The following is a 19,062-nucleotide window of genomic DNA, read 5'->3' on the forward strand; positions in this document are numbered from 1 at the left end:
GCCGTCCGGCCGGGCCCTCGCCGCCCAGGTCTTCTCCGCCCAGGTCCTCTCAGTCCAGCCCCGCCGCCTTCCGCTCCTCCGCCGTCAGCGGTGGTCCCGTCAGGCGCGGCTTCAGCGGCCCCACCGCCGCCGCCAGCAGCATGCTCGGCGTGAGGAGCGTCTCCGCCCGGCGTTCCAGCGACGTCACGTCCGTGACGCGGCGGGCGATGCGGCCGTTGCCCGTGGCCGTGAGCATGAGCCGGTCGACGTACGCGGCGACGAGGCGGTCCCGCAGCGTGGGGCCCTGTTCCGTCGCGCCCGGGTAGAACACGTCCTGCCCGATCGCGAGGTCCCAGGCCGCCGCGACCGGACGGGCCGCCGCCCGCTGCACGCGGCGGGCCAGCCCCGGGGCGCCCCAGCCGTGCCGCCGCGTCACGTCACGCAGGGCCAGCGCGCACTGGGCGGCGACCGACAGGCCGTGCCCGTAGACCGGGTTGAACGCGGCGAGCGCGTCGCCGAGCACGGTGAAGTTCTCGGGCCAGGCCGGCATCCGCTCGTAGAACGTGCGCCGGTTCACGGTGCTGCGGGTGAAGGAGACGCCGGAGAGGGGCTCGGCGCGCTCCAGCAGTTCGCCTATCAGCGGGTGCCGCAGCCGGCGGGCGAAGGGGACGAAGTCGGCCTCGTCGGCGGAGGGTTCGCCGCCCCGCGTGCCGGACAGGGTGACGATCCAGCGGCCGTCCTCGACGGGCAGCAGGAAGCCCGCCCGGCCGGGGCCGCCCTCCCGCGGATCGGGCTGCACGTTCACGACCGGGAACCCCTCGCGCGCGTCCTCCGGCGCGAGGTAGAGGCGGCTGGCGTAGGCGAGCCCCGAGTCGACCTCGCGGCGCTTCGGCTCGGGCAGCCCCAGGCAGGTCAGCCAGCGCGCCGCCGCCGAGCCGCGCCCGGTGGCGTCGACGACGAGCCCGGCCGCCAGCGTGCGCTCGGTGCCGTCGCCGTCCCGCACGCGTACGCCCGTGACGGCGGCGGCCGTTCCCGTCAGCCCCAGCACCTCCGTGCCGGACAGCAGCTCCACCCGGTCGTCGGCGAGCACCCGCGCCCGGATGGTGGCGTCCAGCAGGTCGCGCCCGGCCAGGACGACGTGGTGCGACTCCGGCCAGCGCCGGAACCAGCCCCGCGCCGACAGGGCGACCACGTCCGTGGTGACCGGCAGCCGCCGCGCCCCGGCGTCCCGCAGGGCGGCGGTGACGCCGGGCAGCAGTTCCTCGACGGCGAGGGCGCCGCCCGACCACAGCATGTGGGCGTGCCGCGCCTGGGGCAGACCCCTGCGCGGCTCGGGCCCGGCGGGCAGCACGTCGCGCTCGACGACCACGACGCGGTCGGCGACGGCGGCCAGGGCGGTCGCGGCGAGCATGCCGGCGTGCGAGCCGCCCAGCACGATCGCGGTTCTGACGGGGTCGGGGCGTTCGCTGTCGCGACGTTCACTCATGCGCGGGCACGCTCTCTGCCGGTGCGGTCGCGCGGGTGCGTACCGCCTCGATGTCCTGGGGGTGGCGAAGGGCCCGTGACACGGCCTGGATCTCCCGCAGCAGGTACGTCGTGTCCGGGCCGGACGGCGAGTCGGCGCCGTCGGTCTCCGGGGCGCGGTCCCGGGCGGCGACGGCGTCCAGGATCGTGACCGCGGCGGCGAGGGCGCGGGCCCGGGACGGCGGGTGGCCGAGGGCGAGGGCGGCGTCCTGGCACCGGCCGCGCAGGTCCTCGTCGAGGTGCCGGGACAGCTGGAGCAGCCCGTCGCGGATGAACGTCTCGCGCCGGATCAGCCGCAGTTGGGCCGTGGCGCGCAGCGCGTACGGCTCGCGCCGGCCGGTGACGGTCCGCAGCAGCCGGTACAGGGGGCGCAGCCGCCGGTACCCGCGCCGGACCCGCCAGTGCTCCTGGAGGTACTGGCCGGCGTGCGGGATGATGAAGCCGATCGCGACGAGCGTCGCGGAGACGCAGGCGGCCGACGGTGCCACGTACGTGCTGAGCCAGTCCAGGTCGTTGCCGGTCCAGCGGGCGACGACGGCGGTGAGCTTGGACGCGTCGAAGAACAGGTTCGACGCGTAGCCCACGCCCAGGAAGCGCAGGCCCGCCCGCAGCCAGGCGTCGAGCCCGTCGGTGCGGATCCAGTTCCAGATGAGGCGGGCGGTGATGGCACAGGCCACGGTGTGCGCGGTGAGGTAGAGCAGGATCTGCTCGCGCATGAACGGCGTGGTGGCGTAGTACGTGTCCAGGTCCCGGAGCCGTTCGACGGGCGCGTCCGCGAGCCAGAACAGGATCCACAGGGTGGCGACGACTCCGGCGTAGACGGACACCACCCAGCGGGTCGCGCGCCGCGTCTGGTCGGAGCGTTCGTCGAGGCCGTTGCGCCAGGCGATGATAAGCAGCAGCCAGGACGCGCTGAGCACGGTGAGCAGCGAGTACACCCACGGCGCCGAGATGTTCGGCACGCCGGTGACGCGGTTGGTCCAGGCGATGGTGCCGGGCGCGGCGAACACGAACACCGCGCAGCCGAACAGCAGCAGGCCGCCGACCGCCCGCAGCAGCGGGTCCCGCCACATCTTGACGATGCTGGGCAGCTTGAGCGCCAGGGCGATGCCGAGGACCAGCGTCGGCAGCCAGAAGGAGATCGACAGCCCGCTCAGCCACGTGGCGGGGTCGGCGGCGGACACGTGCGTCACCGCGCCGTACCTCCGGGTCCGCGGTAGCCGAGGGATCTCTGGACCGGGCCGAGGGCCGGGTGACCGCCCTCGCCGGGCAGGTACGGCCGCAGCGCCGCCGCCAGCCGGTGCCCGAAGTCGTCGGCCTCCGCCTCGTCCGCCTCGCGGGAGCCGTTGCGGGCCGCGACGGTCAGGGCGCCGTCGTGCCAGTCGGGGGCGCCGGCGAGGGCGCGGGCGGCGGCCGTGCCGACGGCGTGGTGGTGGCCGTGGCCGGCGTGCAGGTGCCACAGCTCGTGCCCGAGGATGACCAACTGCTGGCAGGCTTCGGCGCGTTCCTCCACGATGACGAGGTCGAAGTCCTGGAACTCCACCCAGAGCCCGGTCACTTCGATCTCGTCCGGGAAGCGTTCGAACCGCAGCTCCACGCGTCGTCCGCCGCGTCGCGCGCTCATCTCCTCGCACAGCGCCCGGCACAGCGCCCGTACGTCGGACGGGGGCCGGGATCCGGAGCGGATCGCGCCGGCCAGGTCGGACGCCAGGTCGCGCATGGCGGTGCCGCTCTTCGGGCGCCGCAGCGCCGAGAGGACCCCGGACGCCCTCCGCAGCGCGCCCGCGAACACCATCGCACCCCCTTCTCGCCGCCCCGCGGCGGCCTGTTCGGAGACTACGCGGACGGAACTGTCCGCGTCATGTCATCCGGCAGTCGGTGCACTGCGTGCCACGGGACGCGCCATCGCCCCTGCCCGGCGGGCTTTCTGAAAGTTTTGCCGGAGCCATTGACGCGCACGCCCAACGAACCTACGGTCCCGTTCGAAGTTACGAGCGCTATCCGAAATATCGAACAGTAAGGGCAGGGCATGGGACGACCTGGCCTGAGTCGCAGGCAACTTCTCGCCGGAATGGGCGGGCTGACCGTCGCCGGAAGCTTCGGCTTCGCGGCGCTCGGCACCGGGGCCGACGCGCTCGCCTCCGGTGCGGACACCCGAGTGCGCTACTGGAACCTCTTCAGCGGCGGCGACGGCTACAACATGATCGCGATGCTGGACGCCTTCCGTAAGGAGAACCCCGGCATCGACGTGAAGGACTCCACCCTCCAGTGGGGCAACCCCTTCTACACCAAGGTCGCCATGGCCGCCGCGGGCAACCGCGCACCGGACCTCGGCGTCATGCACCTCGGCCGGGTCACCGGCTTCTCACCCGGCCGGCTCCTGGACCCCTGGGACGTCGGCCTGCTCGCCAAGTACGGCGTGAAGGAAGCCGACTTCAACCCCGAGCTGTGGAAGCGCGCCGTCATCGACGGCAAGCTCTACGCCCTGCCCCTCGACATCCACGTACAGCTCTGCTTCTACCGCAGGGACGTGCTGAAGAGGGCCGGACTGGTCGGCGACGACGGCAAGCTGGTGCCCGTGACGTCGACCGGCGAGTGGTTCGACGTCCTCAAGGAGGCCAAGAAGGTCACCAAGAAGGGCCTGCAGACCGTCGGTCTGTGGACCAACGACCAGAACTTCCAGTGGTGGTTCTTCGTCACCTTCTACTCGCAGCTCGGCGGCACCTGGTTCAACGCCGCCAACACCGAGGTCACCTTCGACACCGACAAGGCCACCCAGGTCCTGGAGTTCCTGCGGCAGCACGTCACCGACGGGTACACCATCCCCGGCGCGCCCACCGGCGAACAGTTCGTCAACGGCGCCCCCTTCACCTGGGAGGGCAACTGGTCGGTGCCGGTCTTCTCCGGCGCGAAGCTGGACTACGGCGCCGCCCCGCTGCCGGCCGTCTTCGGCAAGCAGGCCACCCACGCCGAGTCGCACGCCTTCGTCCTGCCCCACCAGTCCGACCGCGGCGGCGCCGCCAACGAGGGCGCCCACAAGCTCGCGGCCTACGTCGTGCGCAACGCCCAGGCCTGGGCCGCCGGCGGCCACATCCCCGCCTACACGCCGACGTTGAGCACGCCCGAGTACCAGAAGCTCGCACCGCAGAACGAGTACGTGAGCGCCATGGACCACCAGGCCACCGAGCCCAAGGTGTGGTTCGCGGGCTCCACCGGCGTCCTCGCCCAGGACCTCGGACCCGTCGTCGTCTCCTCGACCACGGGCTCCGCCCGGCCGGCCGCCGTCGCGCAGCGCATGAAGGCCCGGCTCACCACGCTCCTCGCCTCGAAGAACCCGATGGACGGCACGACCGCCGCGCAGGGAGGTGCCGCATGACGACCAGCGCTCAGACCGTCGTCGCCCCGGCCCGGACACGGACCGCCACGGCCACCGCGACCGTCCGCCGCAAACAGGGCTTCCAGCACGGGGGCTGGTTCGTCGCCCCGTTCCTGGCGCTGTTCGCGCTGTTCGTGATCTGGCCGCTGCTGCGCGGCGTCTACCTCAGTTTCACGGACGCCAACATCTCCGGCGAGGGCACCGGCTTCGTCGGCCTCGACAACTACCGCGAGGCCCTGAACGACACCGCGATGTGGGACGCGCTCGGCCACAGCGCGTACTTCACGCTCCTCGTCGTCCCCTGCATCACGCTCCTCGCCTTCCTCCTCGCGATGCTCGCGCACAACATCGAGCGCGGCAAATGGCTGTGGCGGCTGTGCTTCTTCGCACCGTTCCTGCTGCCCTCGACCGTCGCGGCCAACATGTGGCAGTGGCTGTTCACCCAGGGCCTCGGCCTGTTCAACCACACGCTCGGCATCGAGACGCCCTGGCTGACCGACAAGGCGTACGCCATGCTCGCCATCGTCATCATGACCCTGTGGTGGACGGTCGGCTTCAGCTTCCTGCTCTACCTCGCCGCCCTCCAGGGCATCCCCGGCCACCTCTACGAGGCCGCCAAGCTCGACGGGGCGAACGCCTGGCACCGCATGGTCCACATCACCCTGCCGATGCTGCGCAACATCACCGGCCTGGTGATCGCGCTCCAGATCCTCGCCTCGCTCCAGCTGTTCGACCAGGCCGTCGTGATGATGGACTTCAGCCCCGGACCGGAGCTCAGCACCCGCTCCTTCGTCCAGTACACCCTCGAACAGGGCTTCACCAGCTACCGCGTGGGCTACGCCTCCGCGATGTCCGTCATCTTCTTCGTGATCATCGCAGTCGTCGCCCTGGCGCGCATGTGGCTGCTGCGCACCCGTGAGGAGGGCACCCGATGAGCAGCACGCAGATCCGGCTCAAGCCCCGCAGTACCTGGACGCCCGGCCAGATCGTCCTGACCCTGCTCGGCGTCGTCGTCTCCGCGCTCTTCATGGCGCCGATCGCCGCGGCCCTGCTGACCTCGTTCAAGTCGGAGGCCGAGGCGGCAGCGATCCCGCCGCACTGGCTGCCCGACGTGTGGACGGGCCAGGCATGGAAGGCCCTCTTCGAGACCGGCAACATCACCAACTGGTTCGTGAACTCCCTGGTCGTCTCCGTGTGCGTCACGGCCGTCGTGCTGACCGTGAGCGCCCTCGCCGGATACGGCTTCGCCCGCACCGAGTTCCGCGGCAAGAGCGTCCTGCTCGGCGTCGTCATGGCCGGCCTGATGATCTCCCCGGCGGTGCTCGGCGTGCCGCTGTTCACCTCGGTGCAGCAGATGGGGATGGTCGACACGTACTGGGGCATGATCCTGCCGCAGTGCGCGCCCGCCGCGATGGTCTACATCCTCTACAAGTTCTTCCAGGGCATCCCCCGCGAACTGGAGGAGGCCGCGTTCATCGACGGCGCGGGCCGCTGGCGGGTCTTCTTCACCATCGTCCTGCCCCTGTCCCGCCCCTCCCTCGCCGCGGTCGGCATCTTCACCTTCATCGCCTCGTGGAACAACTTCCTGTGGCCGTACATGGTGACGAACAACCCCGACCTGATGACCATGCCGAACGGCATCGCGACCGTCATGAACTCCTACGGCATCCAGTGGGCCCAGCTCATGGCCGGCGGCCTCATGGCGGGCCTGCCGCTGATCGTCGTCTTCGTCTTCTTCCAGCGCCAGATCGTGGCGGGTGTCGCGCACACCGGCCTCGCCGGCCAGTGACCCGCCGTACAGGCCAGTGACACCCCGTACAGGAGACCGCAAGTGAAGTCGCTCAGAATGGCGGCGGTCCTCTCCGCCGCCCTCGTCGCCCTGCTCCCGGCCACGGCCCACGCCGAGGTCACCTACCCCGACCCGCGCCCCCTCACGGGCCAGGAGATCATCCACGACCCGACCGTCATCCGCCTCAAGTCCGGTGACTACGTGGCCTATTCGACCGGCGGCGTCATCGGCGCCCGCCTCTCGGACGACATGCGGCACTGGGACGACTCGGGCAACGCCTTCGCCGAGCCGCCGAAGTGGTGGTACGAGTACAACGACACCGGTGACCCGTGGGCCCCCGACATCTCCTACCGGGACGGCACGTACTGGCTGTACTACGCCGTCTCGTCGTGGGGCACCAACCACTCCGCGATCGGCGTCGCCACCTCGAGGACCGGCCTGCCCGGCAGCTGGACCGACCACGGCAAGGTCTTCTCCTCCGAGACCACCGACCCCTGGAACGCCATCGACCCGGCCCTGATCGAGGCCGACGGCAAGCTGTGGATGTCGTTCGGCTCCTACTGGACCGGCATCCGCATGGTCGAACTCGACCGGGCCACCGGCAAGGCCGTCCCCGGCGCCACCGTCCACCACCTGGCGACCCGCCCCGACGCGCCGTACGCGGTCGAGGGCCCGTACATCGTCAAGCACGGCCGCCACTACTACCTCTTCGCCTCCCACGACGCGTGCTGCTCCGGCGTCAACTCCACGTACAAGATCAAGGTCGGCCGCTCGACGTCGATCACGGGCCCGTACGTCGACAGCAAGGGCAAGCCCCTCCTGGAGGGCGGCGGCGACCTCCTCCTGGAGGGCCACGGCCGCTTCATCGGCACGGGCGGCCAGTCGGTCTTCGAGAACAAGGACGAGGACTGGCTGGCGTACCACTATTACGACGCCGAGGACGAGGGCACGCCCAAGCTCGGGCTCAACAGGCTCAGCTGGACGAAGGACGGCTGGCCCAGGGTCCGTTAGGAGCGCGAGCGACCACAACGAACCCGCACCCGCCGACGAAACAAGAACCACCCCTCTGGAAAGGCGACCATTGCACACCGCCCGTTTCACCCTCGACCCCGCCTTCACCGTGGGCGAAATCAACCCCCGCCTCTTCGGCTCCTTCGTGGAACACCTCGGCCGCTGCGTCTACACCGGCGTCTTCGAGCCGGACCACCCCACCGCGGACGAGGCCGGCCTCCGCCAGGACGTCCTGGACCTGGTCCGCGAACTCGGCGTTACCGCCATCCGCTACCCCGGCGGCAACTTCGTCTCCGGCTACAAGTGGGAGGACTCCGTCGGCCCGGTCGAGGACCGCCCCGCCCGGCTCGACCTCGCCTGGCGCACGACGGAGTCCAACCGCTTCGGCCTCTCCGAGTTCATCGCGTTCCTGAAGAAGGTCGGCCCGCAGGCCGAGCCGATGATGGCGGTCAACCTCGGCACCCGCGGCGTCGCCGAGGCCATCGAACTCCAGGAGTACGCCAACCACCCGGCCGGCACGGCCCTGTCGGACCTCCGCGTCCGGCACGGCGACAAGGACCCCTTCGGCATCAAGCTGTGGTGCCTGGGCAACGAGATGGACGGCCCCTGGCAGACCGGCCACAAGACGGCGGAGGAGTACGGCCGCATCGCCGCCGAGACGGCCCGCGCCATGCGGCAGATCGACCCGTCCGTCGAACTCGTCGCCTGCGGCAGCTCGGGCCAGGCCATGCCGACGTTCGCCGAGTGGGAGGCGACGGTCCTCCAGGAGACGTACGACCTGGTCGACTACATCTCCCTGCACGCCTACTACGAGCCGCTGGACGGCGACGTCGACTCCTTCCTGGCCTCCGCGGTCGACATGGAGTCCTTCATCGAGAACGTCGTCGCGACCTGCGACCACGTCGGCGCCCGCCTGAAGTCGAAGAAGAAGATCAACCTCTCCTTCGACGAGTGGAACGTCTGGTACCTGTCCCGGACGGACGCCGAGGTCAGCAAGCTCGACTGGCCGGAGGCGCCGAGGCTGCTGGAGGACAACTACAGCGTCACCGACGCCGTCGTCTTCGGCTCGCTCCTCATCGCCCTGCTGCGGCACGCCGACCGCGTCACCGTCGCGTGCCTCGCCCAGCTCGTCAACGTGATCGCCCCGATCATGACCGAGCCCGGCGGCCCGGCCTGGCGGCAGACGACGTTCTTCCCGTTCGCGCAGGCGTCGAAGTACGGGCGCGGCGAGGTCCTCGACGTGCGCGTGGACTCGCCGACGTACGAGACGAAGAAGTACGGCGAGGCCGATCTGCTGCACGCCACCGCCGTACGCGCCGAGGACGGCACGGTCACCGTCTTCGCCGTGAACCGGGGCCGCACCGAGGCGCTGCCCCTCGAAGTCGCCCTGAGCGGCCTCGACCTGACGCGGGTCGTCGAGCACAGCGCCCTCGCGGACGCCGACCCGGAGGCCCGCAACACCCTCACGGACCCCGAGCGGGTCACCCCGCACGAGGTCGCCGGCACGACCCTGACGGACGGCACGCTCACGGCGACGCTGGAGCCGCTGTCCTGGAACGTGATCCGGCTGGCCTGACACGGGGCACGCGTGACGCCCCCTCGGTGGAGGGGGCGTCGGCGTCAGGACGCGGTCAGCAGGAGTTGGACCACCGGTGCGAGGAGATGTTGTCGTTCAGGGACTGGCCGCCCCCGGAGCCGTTGCGCGGGAAGTAGTAGTGCACGATGTTCTCGATGTAGCGGCCGTTCGCGACGCAGTACCAGGCGCCGCCCTGCTTGACGTCCCAGTAGACGTTGACGTCCTCGTACGAGCCGGGGTAGCCGCTGTTCTGGAGGGAACTCGCCTTGTTGCGCAGGTTGACCAGGAATGAGGAGCCCGTGCAAATGGACCAGTCGTCGGCGTTCCCGTCCCACCGGCACCACTTGCCGCCCCGCTTCTCGTGCTCGTAGGCGTAGAAGTAGCCGTTCGCGGTCGCCCCCACGGGGGTGTCGGCGGCGGCCGGCCGGGAGACGTACTCCCGGTCGAGGCCGGACGCCTGCGCGGCGCCCGGTACCGCCGACAGCGTCAGGGCGGCGAGCCCCACGGCGGTCAGTGCGGTGATGATCCTGGACCTGGTCATCGATCACTCCTTTGTTGATTGGTCGGTCAGGACGTCGCGGGCCCGGGACAGGGCGGCGCGTTCCATGCGGAGCCGCGTGCGCACCGCATCCCCGTACTGGTCCCGCAGTCGTGCGTCTTCGCGCCGGTCGAGGCGTCGGGCGGTGGCGGTGAGGCCGGAGTCGCGGGCGCACTCGGCCTCGGCGACCGCCGTGCGCACCTCCTGCCGGCGACGGCTCGTGGACTGCTTCGCCGCGGTGCCGAGGAACGACGCCCGCGCCTCGTACGGATCGCGGTACGTCAGTCCCCGTTGCCGCATGCAGGCGGACCACTTCTTCACCGCCGCCTTGAACGCGTCGTCCGCCGTGACCTGTCGTTGCCGCAGCGCCGGGAGCGCCCCGGTGATCACGTCGGCGCGGAACCAGGCGGACAGGTCGCCGTAGAGGCGTTCCTCGGCCTCGGCGGTGCAGCCGTCGGCGATGCGGCCGACGGTCACGCCGTTCGGGTCCCGCACCTCCAGCCGGTCGGCGGACGCGTCACCGTGGTAGGCGGCGAGGGCCCGCTGCCAGTCGGCCGGACCCAACCGGTCGAAGTAGCGCCGGTTGGGGTCGTTCGCGCGTATCTCCTCTCGTCGTGCCCGGAGGCCGCTGCCGTACCCGTGGCGGGCGGCCCACCGGGCGTCGTCGATCACGTAGGGGAAGTCCCGGTCCTCGGGCAGCGGCCGGCGCGGCACCGGCCACATGCGGAAACCACGGGCCGTCATGCAGGCACGGGTGAGCCGCTGTTCGGCGTCGTGCAGGAGGTCCTTCTCCCGCTCGGTGAGCGGCGCCGGTGCGGAGGCCGGGTCCGCTCGCGCCTCGGACGGGCGTGCGTCGCAGGAGGCCACCGACAGTACGGTCACCACGCTGATCACTGCCGGCACGATCCGCCGGCGACCCCGATGACGACGCACGCCGTCTCCCCCCGTTCCCCCTGGTCAGTGCGGGCGTTGCGTCCTCCCGCTCGCGTTCCATGCTGTGGGGTACGGGGGCCGGGAGCCAGGCGCTTCGACCCTGCTCGAAGAGTGCCGGTCAGGGGCGGGAGGGGCGGCCCGGCCGGGTCATCTCCAGCCCCAGCGGGGTGGGCAGGTGGTGGGCGTGCGGGCCGGAGCGGTGGGTCGTGATCAGCCCGGCGTCGCGCAGCACGGTGGTGTGGTGGGAGACGGTGGCGGCGGATATCCCGGTGCGCCGCGCGAGTTCGCCGGTGGTGACGCCGTGCCCCTCGGTGATCAGGCGCAGCACGTCGGCGCGGCTGCGGCCGAGGAGGGACTCCAGGGCGTCGGGCCGGGACACCGTGCCGCCGTCGGGTTCGGGGAGCCAGACGGTGTCGTGGGGGACGGGGTACACCACGACGGGCGGCTCGGAGGTCATGAGGAGAAGGGGCCTGCTGCCGCAGAAGTAGGAAGGGAGCAGGCGCAGGCCCCGGCCCTTGAGAGGGATGTCCACGTCGAAGCTGGAGGACTCCATCTCGAGTACGGGAGACGACCAGCGGATGGTGGGGTGCAGCCGTGAGAGCATCGCGTCCAGTCCCCCGGCCAGCAACGTGCGGGCCGCCGACGCGCGGGCGGCCTCGGTCTCGGCCTGAAGGTGCGGGCGCACGGGGGCGATCACCGCCTGGTGCCAGTCGCGCACCGCCTGGCCCACGGCCTCCAGCGCCCGGGGGGAGCCGTCGGCGAGATCCTCCGCCCAGGCCGGGAGACGTCGGCCGTTGATGCGGACGAACGCCTCCAAGTCGCCGCGCAGGAAGGCCTTCGGCGTGTGCAGCAGGGCGTCCAGGCCGGTGTCGAAGTCGCTGGCGACCAGCGGGGTGAGGAAGTCCGGACAGAAACCCTTGGGGGGCATCAGCGACCGCAGGAGGCCCACCGAGGGCGGCACTTGCTGTCGGGCCCAGTTCTGCCAAGGTCGCAAACCGGGCCCTGGGCTGCGCTGTTGCAGGATCCGCAGGCTGATCACCGTCTCGTGCAGGAGATCCGGCCCGTCACCGAGCGACACCCGTAACAGGTCGTCGGGCGTGAAGTGAATGCGGAATGCCATGTGCTACCCCCGTGATGGTGTGTCAGTCCCTTTTCAACTCCTCTGCCAGCATCACCAGGATGCCGCTCGGCCCGCGCAGGTACGTGAGTTTGTAGAGGTCCTGGTACGTCGCCACTCCGCGCAGGGGGTGGCAGCCGTGCCGGGCGGCTGTCTCCAGGGCTTCGTCGAGGTCGTCGACGGAGAAGGCGACGCGGTGCATGCCGATCTCGTGGGGCCGGGTGGGCTCCGTCTCGATCGCCTCGGGGTGGATGTACTCGAAGAGTTCGAGGCGGCCGTGGCCGTCCGGCGTCTGGAGCATCGCGATCCTGGCGTGGTTGCCGTCGAGGCCGACGGCCGTGTCGGTCCACTCACCGCTGACCGTGTCACGGCCGACGACCGTGAGACCGAGGTCGGTGAAGAAGGCGATCGTCGCTTCGAGGTCGCGGACGGCGATGCCGACGTTCTCCAGTTTGATGGTCATGCCGGGCAGGCTATGCGCCGCTCAGCGGCCGGGGGAGTCCACCGGGACCACCGGTACTCCTCCGGCCGCGCAGCCCAGCAGGGTCAGCCGCACGTCCCGCGGACCGGCCGGGGTCGTGCCGTCGGACAGCACCGCGAGGGCGAGGGTGTTGCCGCCGCGGGGGCGCAGGATTCCGTTCGGAAGTACGAAGGAGTGCTGCGGGCCCACGTCGTTGACGTACTGGCCGAGGTTCCAGCCGTTGAGGAAGATCTGGGCGCGCCAGGCGCGGGACCTGTCGTCGTCGAGGGTGAGCCCGACCGACGCGTCGACGCCCTCGGGGACGTCCAGCCGGAAGCGGGTCCGGTACCAGGTCACGCCCTGCCGCCGGTCGGCGCGGGGCAGTTCGGCCTTCTCCCAGCCGGCGTCGTCGTGGCCGGGCAGGTGCCAGCCGTGCCGTTCGCCGTACAGGCCGCCGTTGTTCAGCGGCCCGCGCACCGGGTCGGGTTCCGTCGCGCCCTGCAGCCGCCAGGTCACGTCCACGGGGCCGCCCTCGAAGGCGACGCCGGTCAGGCCGCGCGCCGCGGTGCCGTCCCGGTCGTGCTGCATGGGCCGCACGAGCACGGACAGCACGTGCGGGCCGGCGGTGCGGGACTCGGCCGGCACCTCGAAGCGGGCCGTGGCCGCCCAGGTGCCGGGCGAGTCGCGGTCCGGCACCGGCATGCGGTGCGTGCCCAGCGGCCGGCCGTCGAGCCACGCCATCAACAGGCCCTGCGTGCCGGTGCGGTAGGCCAGGGACACGGCCGTCACACCCGCGCCGCCCGTGTAGCGGCCCCGGTACCAGACGTCGCCGTACGGGAAGCCGTAGTCGTCGGCGAACAGCACCGGCTGCCCGTCGGGCACGGGCGTCGTACTGCCGGACGTCTTCCGGTCGGCGACCCGCCAGGCCTTGTCGTCGAAGCCGGGGTCGGACTCGGGGTTCTCCGCGCGGCGCCGCCAGCCGTCGAGCGCGGGCAGCGCGGGCCGGGCCGGGCCCGGCAGGGGGCTCTTGGCGACCAGGCAGTCGGCGCCGTTGACCATGGTCGGCACCGGGCGGCCGTTCCAGCGGACCTCGCCGGTCCCGCGCGGCCCCCACACCTCCAGGCCGGTCTCGGCGGTGGTGTCGCCGGTCAGCCGCACCACCCCGTCCCGTACGGACGCCTTCCGCAGCAGCGCCGGCCCGTACACCAGGACCGGACCGTTCGCCGTCTCGTACGGCCACAGGCGCAGCGACGCCGCGTCGTCGGCGAACACCAGCAGCAGCGGCCGGTCGTGGCCGCCGCCGTCGATCCGCACCCGGCTCAGGCCGCCCACGCCGAGCGGCACCGTCACGTGCAGCCGGCCCCGGCTGAACGCCCAGGCGGCTTCCGCGTCCAGCCGGGTCGGCACCGGCTCCTCCGGGTACTCCACGACGACCTGCGTCATCTCGCGGTGCCGGCCGGTGAACACGACGACGTCCATGCCGCCGTAGGTGCCCGCCAGCATGGGCTGCGACGTGCAGTACGTGAACGTCCGCCCGGCCAGCCGCAGTCCGGCCGCGATCAGTTTCGCGTCGCGGGCCGGGACGGTGACCGGGACGTCGACGGGCGTGCGGCGCAGCTTCGCGGTGACCGGCTCGGCGGAGTCGTTGCGCAGGACGTAGAAGTGGGCGCCGGTGTCGGGGTTCGCGTAGTGCGACACGGCCAGCCGCTCGTCGGAGGCGCGGACGCGGGCCGCCCGGTCCAGGCGCGCCAGGTCGGGCACCGTCCGCAGCAGCTGGCCGAGTTGGTGCGACGCGGCGAGCTTCGGCGTGGCGTTGCGGGCCTCGTCGAAGGGCGCCGCGCAGTCGTACGACGTGTACAGGTCCGACGCCGGCAGCCAGCCCCACGACGTGCCGCCGAACGCGGGCCGGGCACCGTACAGGGCGGGCCCGCCGCCCAACGCGGCGAGCAGAGTGCGCCGTTCGTGGGCGGCGTCGTGCGAGCGCCGCAGCGCCGCGTACCCCGGCCCGCCCCACGGGTCGGGCAGGCCGCTGCGCGTCTCGCGCACCACGTCCGTGACCCAGTACGGCAGCAGCGTCCCGCGCCCCTTGGCGTACAGGTGCCGGACGGCGACGCGGTCCACGGCGGCGAGCCAGTCGTCGACGTGCCGCCGGTAGGCCGGGTCGTCGCCGTGCGCCCGCCCGGTCAGCCAGCCGGGCAGCCCGCCCGCGTCCACGTCCGCGCCGATCGAGGGGCCGCGCCGCAGCAGCACGTACAGCCGGGCCTCGGTCGCCAGGCGCAGGAACAGGTCCAGGTCGCGGGGCCCGGTGAAGTCGTGGCGGCCGGGCCCGAACGCGTGGAAGTTCCAGGGGACGCGCACGCTCACCGCGTTGTAGCCGTGGGCGCGCATCTTCTGCAGGAGGTCCCGCCACAGCGACGGGCTGGGCAGCCGGAACGGACTCAGCTCGCCGGCCCACAGCACGAGACGTCTGCCGTCGACCACGAGCGAGTACCGGTCGACGTCTATGTCGTGCGGCCTGCCGTCCGCCGACGGGGGCTGCGGCGCGGGGCCCGTGGCCACTCGGTCCGACCTGCGCGAGCCGGGTACCTCCATGGCGCTGCCGGTCAGTGCCAGGCCGAGCACCGCCGTGCCGGCCAGCGCACTGAACGTCCGTCTGCTGAGCTCCAAGGGAGCGCCCTCCTGTGGTGCTGGGTCGTGCGTCTGCCGCCGGGCCGCCCGCGCGCACCCGTGCGTGCGGGCCATTCTCTACGGACGGCCCGCCCGATGCTCATCTGAGGGGGGGGAGCGGGGCTCATCCCAGGGGCGAGCGAGGCGGTGACGGGGATCACAGCGGAGAAGTGCATAGAAGCGCGGGGTCCACTGTCTTATCTCCGGGTGCAGGAGGTTGGCCGGAACGGGGCGGTGCGGATGGAGCAGGGGCGGGCCGAGGGGTTCGACGGGTTCGTGGCGGCCCGCTGGTCGGCGTTGTTCCACCTCGCCCGGCTGCTCGTCGGAGGCGACCGGCACCGCGCCGAGGACCTGCTTCAGGAGGCCCTGGTCAAACTCTGGTTCGCCTGGCCGAAGATCGCGGAGGAGGCCCCGGAGGCGTACGTGCGCAAGGTCCTGGTGCGGGCGGCGGCGCGTTCCGCGCGGCGGCTGTGGTGGGGCGAGCGCCCGGTGGAGGAACTGCCCGACCGGCCGGAGGCGGACGACGTGTCCGCCTCCGTCGCGGAGCGCTCGCGGCTGGAGGCGGCGCTGGCCCAACTGCCGCCCCGGCAGCGGGCCGCGGTGGTGCTGCGCTACTACCAGGACCTGTCCGAGAAGCAGGTCGCCGAGGTGCTGGGGTGCCCGGTGGGCACGGCCCGCTCCCACGCGTCGCGCGGCGTGGCGCGGCTGCGCCGGCTGCTGGCCGACGTCATCGAGCCGGTGGGGTGAAGGGGAGTTGATGGATCAGTTCGAGCGGGAGTTGGCGCGGATGATGCGCGACGCCCAGGAACCCGTGCCCTTCGAGCCGCACCACCGAAACCGGCTCACGGCACGGGTGCGCGCCCGGCGCCGGGTCCGCGCGCTGCAGAAGGCCGTCGGCTCCGTCCTGACCGTCGCCGGGTTCGGCGTCGTCTTCGCCCTGCTGCCCCGCGACGGCCTCGACGACCGGCCGCAGGGCCCCCTGCCCCGGCCCGCGGTCAGCCCGGTGTCCCCGACCAGGACACCCACGCCCCCGCCCACCACGACACCCACGACGACCCCGGAGCCGCCGCCCCCGAGCCCCACGCCCACCGCCGCCCCCTCGGACACCGCAGGGACGTCCTCGCCCCCGCCCGCCACGTCGGAGGAGACGGACACCCCGCCCGCGTCGGTCTCCACCCCGCCGCCGACCCGCGGAGCCCCCGCACCGACCACCACGGCGGACGACGGGCCCGGCGACCCGACGACCCCGGCCCCGCCCGCCACGACGGCCCCGGCCTCGACGGAACCGTCCTCCCTGCCCATGGACAGAACGTGACCACATCTATGGACCGACCGCCGCTGCGCACACCGGTGCCGGCGCACCACCCCGAGCCCGTCCTCGACGTGGTCGTCCCCGTCTTCAACGAGGAGGCGGACCTGGAGCGCGGCGTGCGGCGACTCCACGCCCACCTCCGCGAGACCTTCCCGTACCCCTTCCGCATCACCGTCGCGGACAACGCCAGCACCGACGCGACCCCGCGCATCGCGGCCCGGCTCGCCGCCGAACTCCCGTACACGCAATGGCTGCGGCTGGCCGAGAAGGGCCGCGGCAGGGCCCTGCACACGGCGTGGTCCCGCTCGCGCGCACCGGTCCTCGCCTACCTGGACGTCGACCTGTCGACCGACCTGACGGCCCTGCTGCCCCTGGTCGCCCCGCTGGTCTCCGGGCACTCCGACATCGCCATAGGCACCCGCCTCGCCCCGGGCGCCCGGGTGGTGCGCGGCACCAAGCGCGAGGTCATCTCCCGCTGCTACAACGTCCTGTTGCGCTCCACCCTCGCCGTCGGGTTCACCGACGCGCAGTGCGGCTTCAAGGCGGTGCGGCGTGACGTCGCCGAACGCCTGCTGCCCCAGGTACAGGACTCGGGCTGGTTCTTCGACACCGAACTGCTCGTGCTCGCCGAGCGCGCCGGACTGCGCATCCACGAGGTGCCGGTGGACTGGACCGACGACCCCGACAGCCGCGTCGACATCCTGCCCACCGCCCTGGCCGACCTGCGCGGCATCGCCAGGATCGGCCGCACCCGCCTGCTGCGCCGCACCGCCGCGGCGGCCGCCCTGCTCGCGGGCTACGCCCTCCTGTACGCGACCCTGCGCCCCTGGGCGGGCCCGCAGGCCGCCAACGCCCTCGCCCTGCTGCTGTGCGCGCTCGCCCACCCGCTCGCGCACGGCAGGCTCCCCTTCACCACCCGTGGCCGCCCCCGCGCCGGCGGAGTCCTGCTCTTCGCGATCTGCCTGGCCCTCACGAGCGCCTCGCTGGCCGCCCTCACCGCCGCATGAACGACGACACCCTCCTGCGCAGGGCCGCGCGCGCCTACGGCCCCGTCCTCGCCCACTACGGCCCGGTCCTGGCCCTCTACGGCGCACTGAAGCTCATCGGCTTCGCCGTGTTCATGTACCTGCTGGACTCCGCCGGGGACTTCCGCGACAAGCACGTGCGCTACGGAGGCGGCGAACACCCCTGGGACGTGCTGGCGACCTGGGACGGCTGGTGGTACCAGCAGATCGCCGCCCACGGCTACGACCCCAAGCTCGTGCCGGTCCCCGGCGCCACGGGGCTGATCACGCTCGAAGGCAACTCGGCGGCGTTCTTCCCGCTCTACCCGGCGACGATGCGCCTGGTCTCCGAGACGACGGGCCTCGGCCTGTACGGCTCCGGCATGCTGGTGTCGGTCGTCGCGTCGTTCGCCGCCGCGCTCGGCATTTACGTCGTCGCGGTCCGCTTCGGCGGCAGGCGGGCCGGGCTGGCCGCGGCCGGACTGTTCGCCGTCTGGCCCGGCTCGGGCATGGAGTGGGCCGTCTACTCGGAGTCCCTCTACATCGCCCTCGTCGTATGGACCTGCCACGCGGTGATGACCGACCGCTGGCTGTGGGCAGGCGTCCTCACCTTCACCGCGGGCCTCAACCGCCCCACGGCGGTCGCGTTGATCGCGGCGCTCACCGTGGCGGCGCTCCTCCGACTCCACCGCAGCCACGACGACATCGCCCGCCCGTGGACCGCGATCCTGATCGCACCCCTCGGACTGGGCGGCTACCTGCTCTGGGTCGGCAACGAAATGGGCGACCTCGGCGGCTACTTCAAGCTCCAGAGCGGCGCCTGGGCACGCACCTTCGACTACGGGGCGCACACCGTCGACGTGCTCACGGGAGTGGCCGTCGGCCGCTTCGACCACCTCTTCGCCTACCCGCACGCGGAGTTGGTGTCGGTGGCGGTGGTCCTGCTGACGGCGCTGCTGCTCCCGCTGCTGTTCCGGCTGCGCCCACCGGCCGTCCTGACCGTCTACACGGTCCTCACGGTCGTCCTGGTCCTGGGCAACCAGCAGATCTTCGCCAACGTCTCCCGCTACCTGCTCCCGGCGTTCCCGCTGTTCCTCCCGCTCGCGGTCCGGCTCCGCACGGTCGGCATGCCGACGCTGCTGACGATGCTGGGCATCGCGGCGGTGGCGTCGGGCTCGTACGCGGGATACGTGCTGTTCGAACTGGGCGTCCCGTAAGCGGGGCGGGACGGGGCGTCCCCCGACAGGACGAGGCCGGGCCCCGCCGGGGGACGCGAGACCGACGTCAGCCGAACTGCCCGGGCTGGTAACTGCCCGCCGGCTGCTGGACGATCACGTTGAAACGGTTGTACATGTTGATGATCGCGATGAGGGAGACCAGCGCGGCGAGCTGTTCCTCGTCGTAGTGCTTGGCGGCGTTCTCCCAGGCCTCGTCGCTGACCCCACCGGCCGCGTCCGCGATACGGGTGCCCTGCTCGGTCAGCTCCAGGGCGGCCCGCTCGGCCTCCGTGAACACGGTGGCCTCGCGCCACGCCGCGACCAGGGCGAGCCGCACGGGCGTCTCCCCGGCCGCCGCCGCGTCCTTGCTGTGCATGTCGGTGCAGAACCCGCAGCCGTTGATCTGGCTGGCCCGCAGCTTCACCAACTCCTGCGTGGCGTGAGGCAGCGTCGACTGCGAGACCACGGCCCCGGCCGCGTTGACGTGCTTCAGGACCTTGCCGGCGAGCTGACTGGTGAAGGGGTTGAGACGAGCTTCCACGGTGGCTCCTCCGTCGTC

General features: G+C 72.3%; 18 protein-coding genes. 9 read left to right on the plus strand and 9 right to left on the minus strand.

The features are described 5' to 3' along the window. Positions 1 to 49: 49 nt before the first annotated feature. From ACZ7D7_RS08025 to ACZ7D7_RS08035, 3 genes are read right to left on the minus strand one after another with little or no spacing between them, the layout of a single operon-like run. Positions 50 to 1,465 carry an NAD(P)/FAD-dependent oxidoreductase gene (locus ACZ7D7_RS08025; protein WP_470823089.1) on the minus strand — a complete coding sequence of 472 codons (1,416 nt, stop codon included), beginning with the start codon at positions 1,463 to 1,465 and terminating at the stop codon, positions 50 to 52. Then, positions 1,458 to 2,696 carry an MAB_1171c family putative transporter gene (locus tag ACZ7D7_RS08030; RefSeq protein ID WP_470823090.1) on the minus strand — a complete coding sequence of 413 codons (1,239 nt, stop codon included), beginning with the start codon at positions 2,694 to 2,696 and terminating at the stop codon, positions 1,458 to 1,460. The genes ACZ7D7_RS08025 and ACZ7D7_RS08030 overlap by 8 nt, the downstream gene beginning before the upstream one ends. Further along, positions 2,693 to 3,298 (minus strand): toxin-antitoxin system, toxin component family protein, encoded by a 606-nt coding sequence (locus tag ACZ7D7_RS08035; protein WP_470823091.1) that lies wholly within the window; start codon positions 3,296 to 3,298, stop codon positions 2,693 to 2,695. Before ACZ7D7_RS08035 ends, ACZ7D7_RS08030 begins: the two co-directional genes overlap by 4 nt. A gap of 234 nt (positions 3,299 to 3,532) precedes the next feature. On the opposite strand from ACZ7D7_RS08035, the gene ACZ7D7_RS08040 reads away from it, so the two are divergent. The 5 genes from ACZ7D7_RS08040 to arfA all read left to right on the plus strand — a co-directional run bounded on the left by ACZ7D7_RS08040 (position 3,533) and on the right by arfA (position 9,255). After that, positions 3,533 to 4,879 (plus strand): extracellular solute-binding protein, encoded by a 1,347-nt coding sequence (locus ACZ7D7_RS08040; RefSeq protein WP_470823092.1) that lies wholly within the window; start codon positions 3,533 to 3,535, stop codon positions 4,877 to 4,879. Then, positions 4,876 to 5,814 (plus strand): carbohydrate ABC transporter permease, encoded by a 939-nt coding sequence (locus ACZ7D7_RS08045; RefSeq protein ID WP_470823093.1) that lies wholly within the window; start codon positions 4,876 to 4,878, stop codon positions 5,812 to 5,814. The genes ACZ7D7_RS08040 and ACZ7D7_RS08045 overlap by 4 nt, the downstream gene beginning before the upstream one ends. Continuing rightward, the gene (locus ACZ7D7_RS08050; RefSeq protein ID WP_470823094.1) at positions 5,811 to 6,668 is read left to right on the plus strand and encodes a carbohydrate ABC transporter permease; all 858 of its coding nucleotides are present in this window, start codon (positions 5,811 to 5,813) and stop codon (positions 6,666 to 6,668) included. Before ACZ7D7_RS08045 ends, ACZ7D7_RS08050 begins: the two co-directional genes overlap by 4 nt. Before the next feature lie 57 nt (positions 6,669 to 6,725). Beyond that, on the plus strand, positions 6,726 to 7,679 hold the full coding sequence (locus tag ACZ7D7_RS08055) for an arabinan endo-1,5-alpha-L-arabinosidase (RefSeq protein WP_470823218.1): 954 nt from the start codon (positions 6,726 to 6,728) through the stop codon (positions 7,677 to 7,679). Positions 7,680 to 7,749: 70 nt separating this feature from the next. Further along, complete coding sequence (arfA, locus tag ACZ7D7_RS08060; RefSeq protein WP_470823095.1) at positions 7,750 to 9,255, plus strand: arabinosylfuranosidase ArfA; 1,506 nt, start codon at positions 7,750 to 7,752, stop codon at positions 9,253 to 9,255. A 55-nt stretch (positions 9,256 to 9,310) separates the two neighbouring features. Here arfA and ACZ7D7_RS08065 read toward each other — a convergent pair whose 3' ends face one another. The 5 genes from ACZ7D7_RS08065 to ACZ7D7_RS08085 form a co-directional block, all read right to left on the minus strand. Then, positions 9,311 to 9,796, minus strand: a complete 486-nt coding sequence (locus ACZ7D7_RS08065; RefSeq protein WP_470823096.1) for a hypothetical protein — start codon at positions 9,794 to 9,796, stop codon at positions 9,311 to 9,313. 3 nt (positions 9,797 to 9,799) lie between these two features. Further along, the gene (locus ACZ7D7_RS08070) at positions 9,800 to 10,687 is read right to left on the minus strand and encodes a hypothetical protein (protein ID WP_470823097.1); all 888 of its coding nucleotides are present in this window, start codon (positions 10,685 to 10,687) and stop codon (positions 9,800 to 9,802) included. A gap of 157 nt (positions 10,688 to 10,844) precedes the next feature. Beyond that, on the minus strand, positions 10,845 to 11,846 hold the full coding sequence (locus ACZ7D7_RS08075; protein WP_470823098.1) for an ArsR/SmtB family transcription factor: 1,002 nt from the start codon (positions 11,844 to 11,846) through the stop codon (positions 10,845 to 10,847). Positions 11,847 to 11,868: 22 nt separating this feature from the next. After that, on the minus strand, positions 11,869 to 12,306 hold the full coding sequence (locus tag ACZ7D7_RS08080; protein ID WP_470823099.1) for a VOC family protein: 438 nt from the start codon (positions 12,304 to 12,306) through the stop codon (positions 11,869 to 11,871). Positions 12,307 to 12,327: 21 nt separating this feature from the next. Further along, positions 12,328 to 14,970 (minus strand): beta-galactosidase, encoded by a 2,643-nt coding sequence (locus ACZ7D7_RS08085; protein ID WP_470823100.1) that lies wholly within the window; start codon positions 14,968 to 14,970, stop codon positions 12,328 to 12,330. A gap of 240 nt (positions 14,971 to 15,210) precedes the next feature. Between ACZ7D7_RS08085 and ACZ7D7_RS08090 the strand changes: the two genes are divergently transcribed. The 4 genes from ACZ7D7_RS08090 to ACZ7D7_RS08105 are packed head-to-tail and all read left to right on the plus strand — an operon-like array spanning position 15,211 to position 18,503. Continuing rightward, entirely contained in the window at positions 15,211 to 15,717 is a 507-nt protein-coding gene (locus ACZ7D7_RS08090) for a SigE family RNA polymerase sigma factor (RefSeq protein WP_470823101.1), read from the plus strand. Between the two features lie 10 nt (positions 15,718 to 15,727). After that, positions 15,728 to 16,285 carry a hypothetical protein gene (locus tag ACZ7D7_RS08095; protein WP_470823102.1) on the plus strand — a complete coding sequence of 186 codons (558 nt, stop codon included), beginning with the start codon at positions 15,728 to 15,730 and terminating at the stop codon, positions 16,283 to 16,285. An 8-nt stretch (positions 16,286 to 16,293) separates the two neighbouring features. Beyond that, positions 16,294 to 17,289: a dolichyl-phosphate beta-glucosyltransferase gene (locus ACZ7D7_RS08100; RefSeq protein ID WP_470823219.1), complete on the plus strand. Its 996-nt coding sequence runs from the start codon at positions 16,294 to 16,296 to the stop codon at positions 17,287 to 17,289. After that, positions 17,286 to 18,503 (plus strand): hypothetical protein, encoded by a 1,218-nt coding sequence (locus ACZ7D7_RS08105; RefSeq protein ID WP_470823103.1) that lies wholly within the window; start codon positions 17,286 to 17,288, stop codon positions 18,501 to 18,503. Before ACZ7D7_RS08100 ends, ACZ7D7_RS08105 begins: the two co-directional genes overlap by 4 nt. A gap of 67 nt (positions 18,504 to 18,570) precedes the next feature. On the opposite strand, the gene ACZ7D7_RS08110 is transcribed toward ACZ7D7_RS08105, so the two are convergent. After that, positions 18,571 to 19,044 (minus strand): carboxymuconolactone decarboxylase family protein, encoded by a 474-nt coding sequence (locus ACZ7D7_RS08110; RefSeq protein ID WP_470823104.1) that lies wholly within the window; start codon positions 19,042 to 19,044, stop codon positions 18,571 to 18,573. Between the last annotated feature and the right edge of the window lie 18 nt (positions 19,045 to 19,062).

Source organism: Streptomyces sp. NPDC037054 (genome assembly GCF_055606745.1).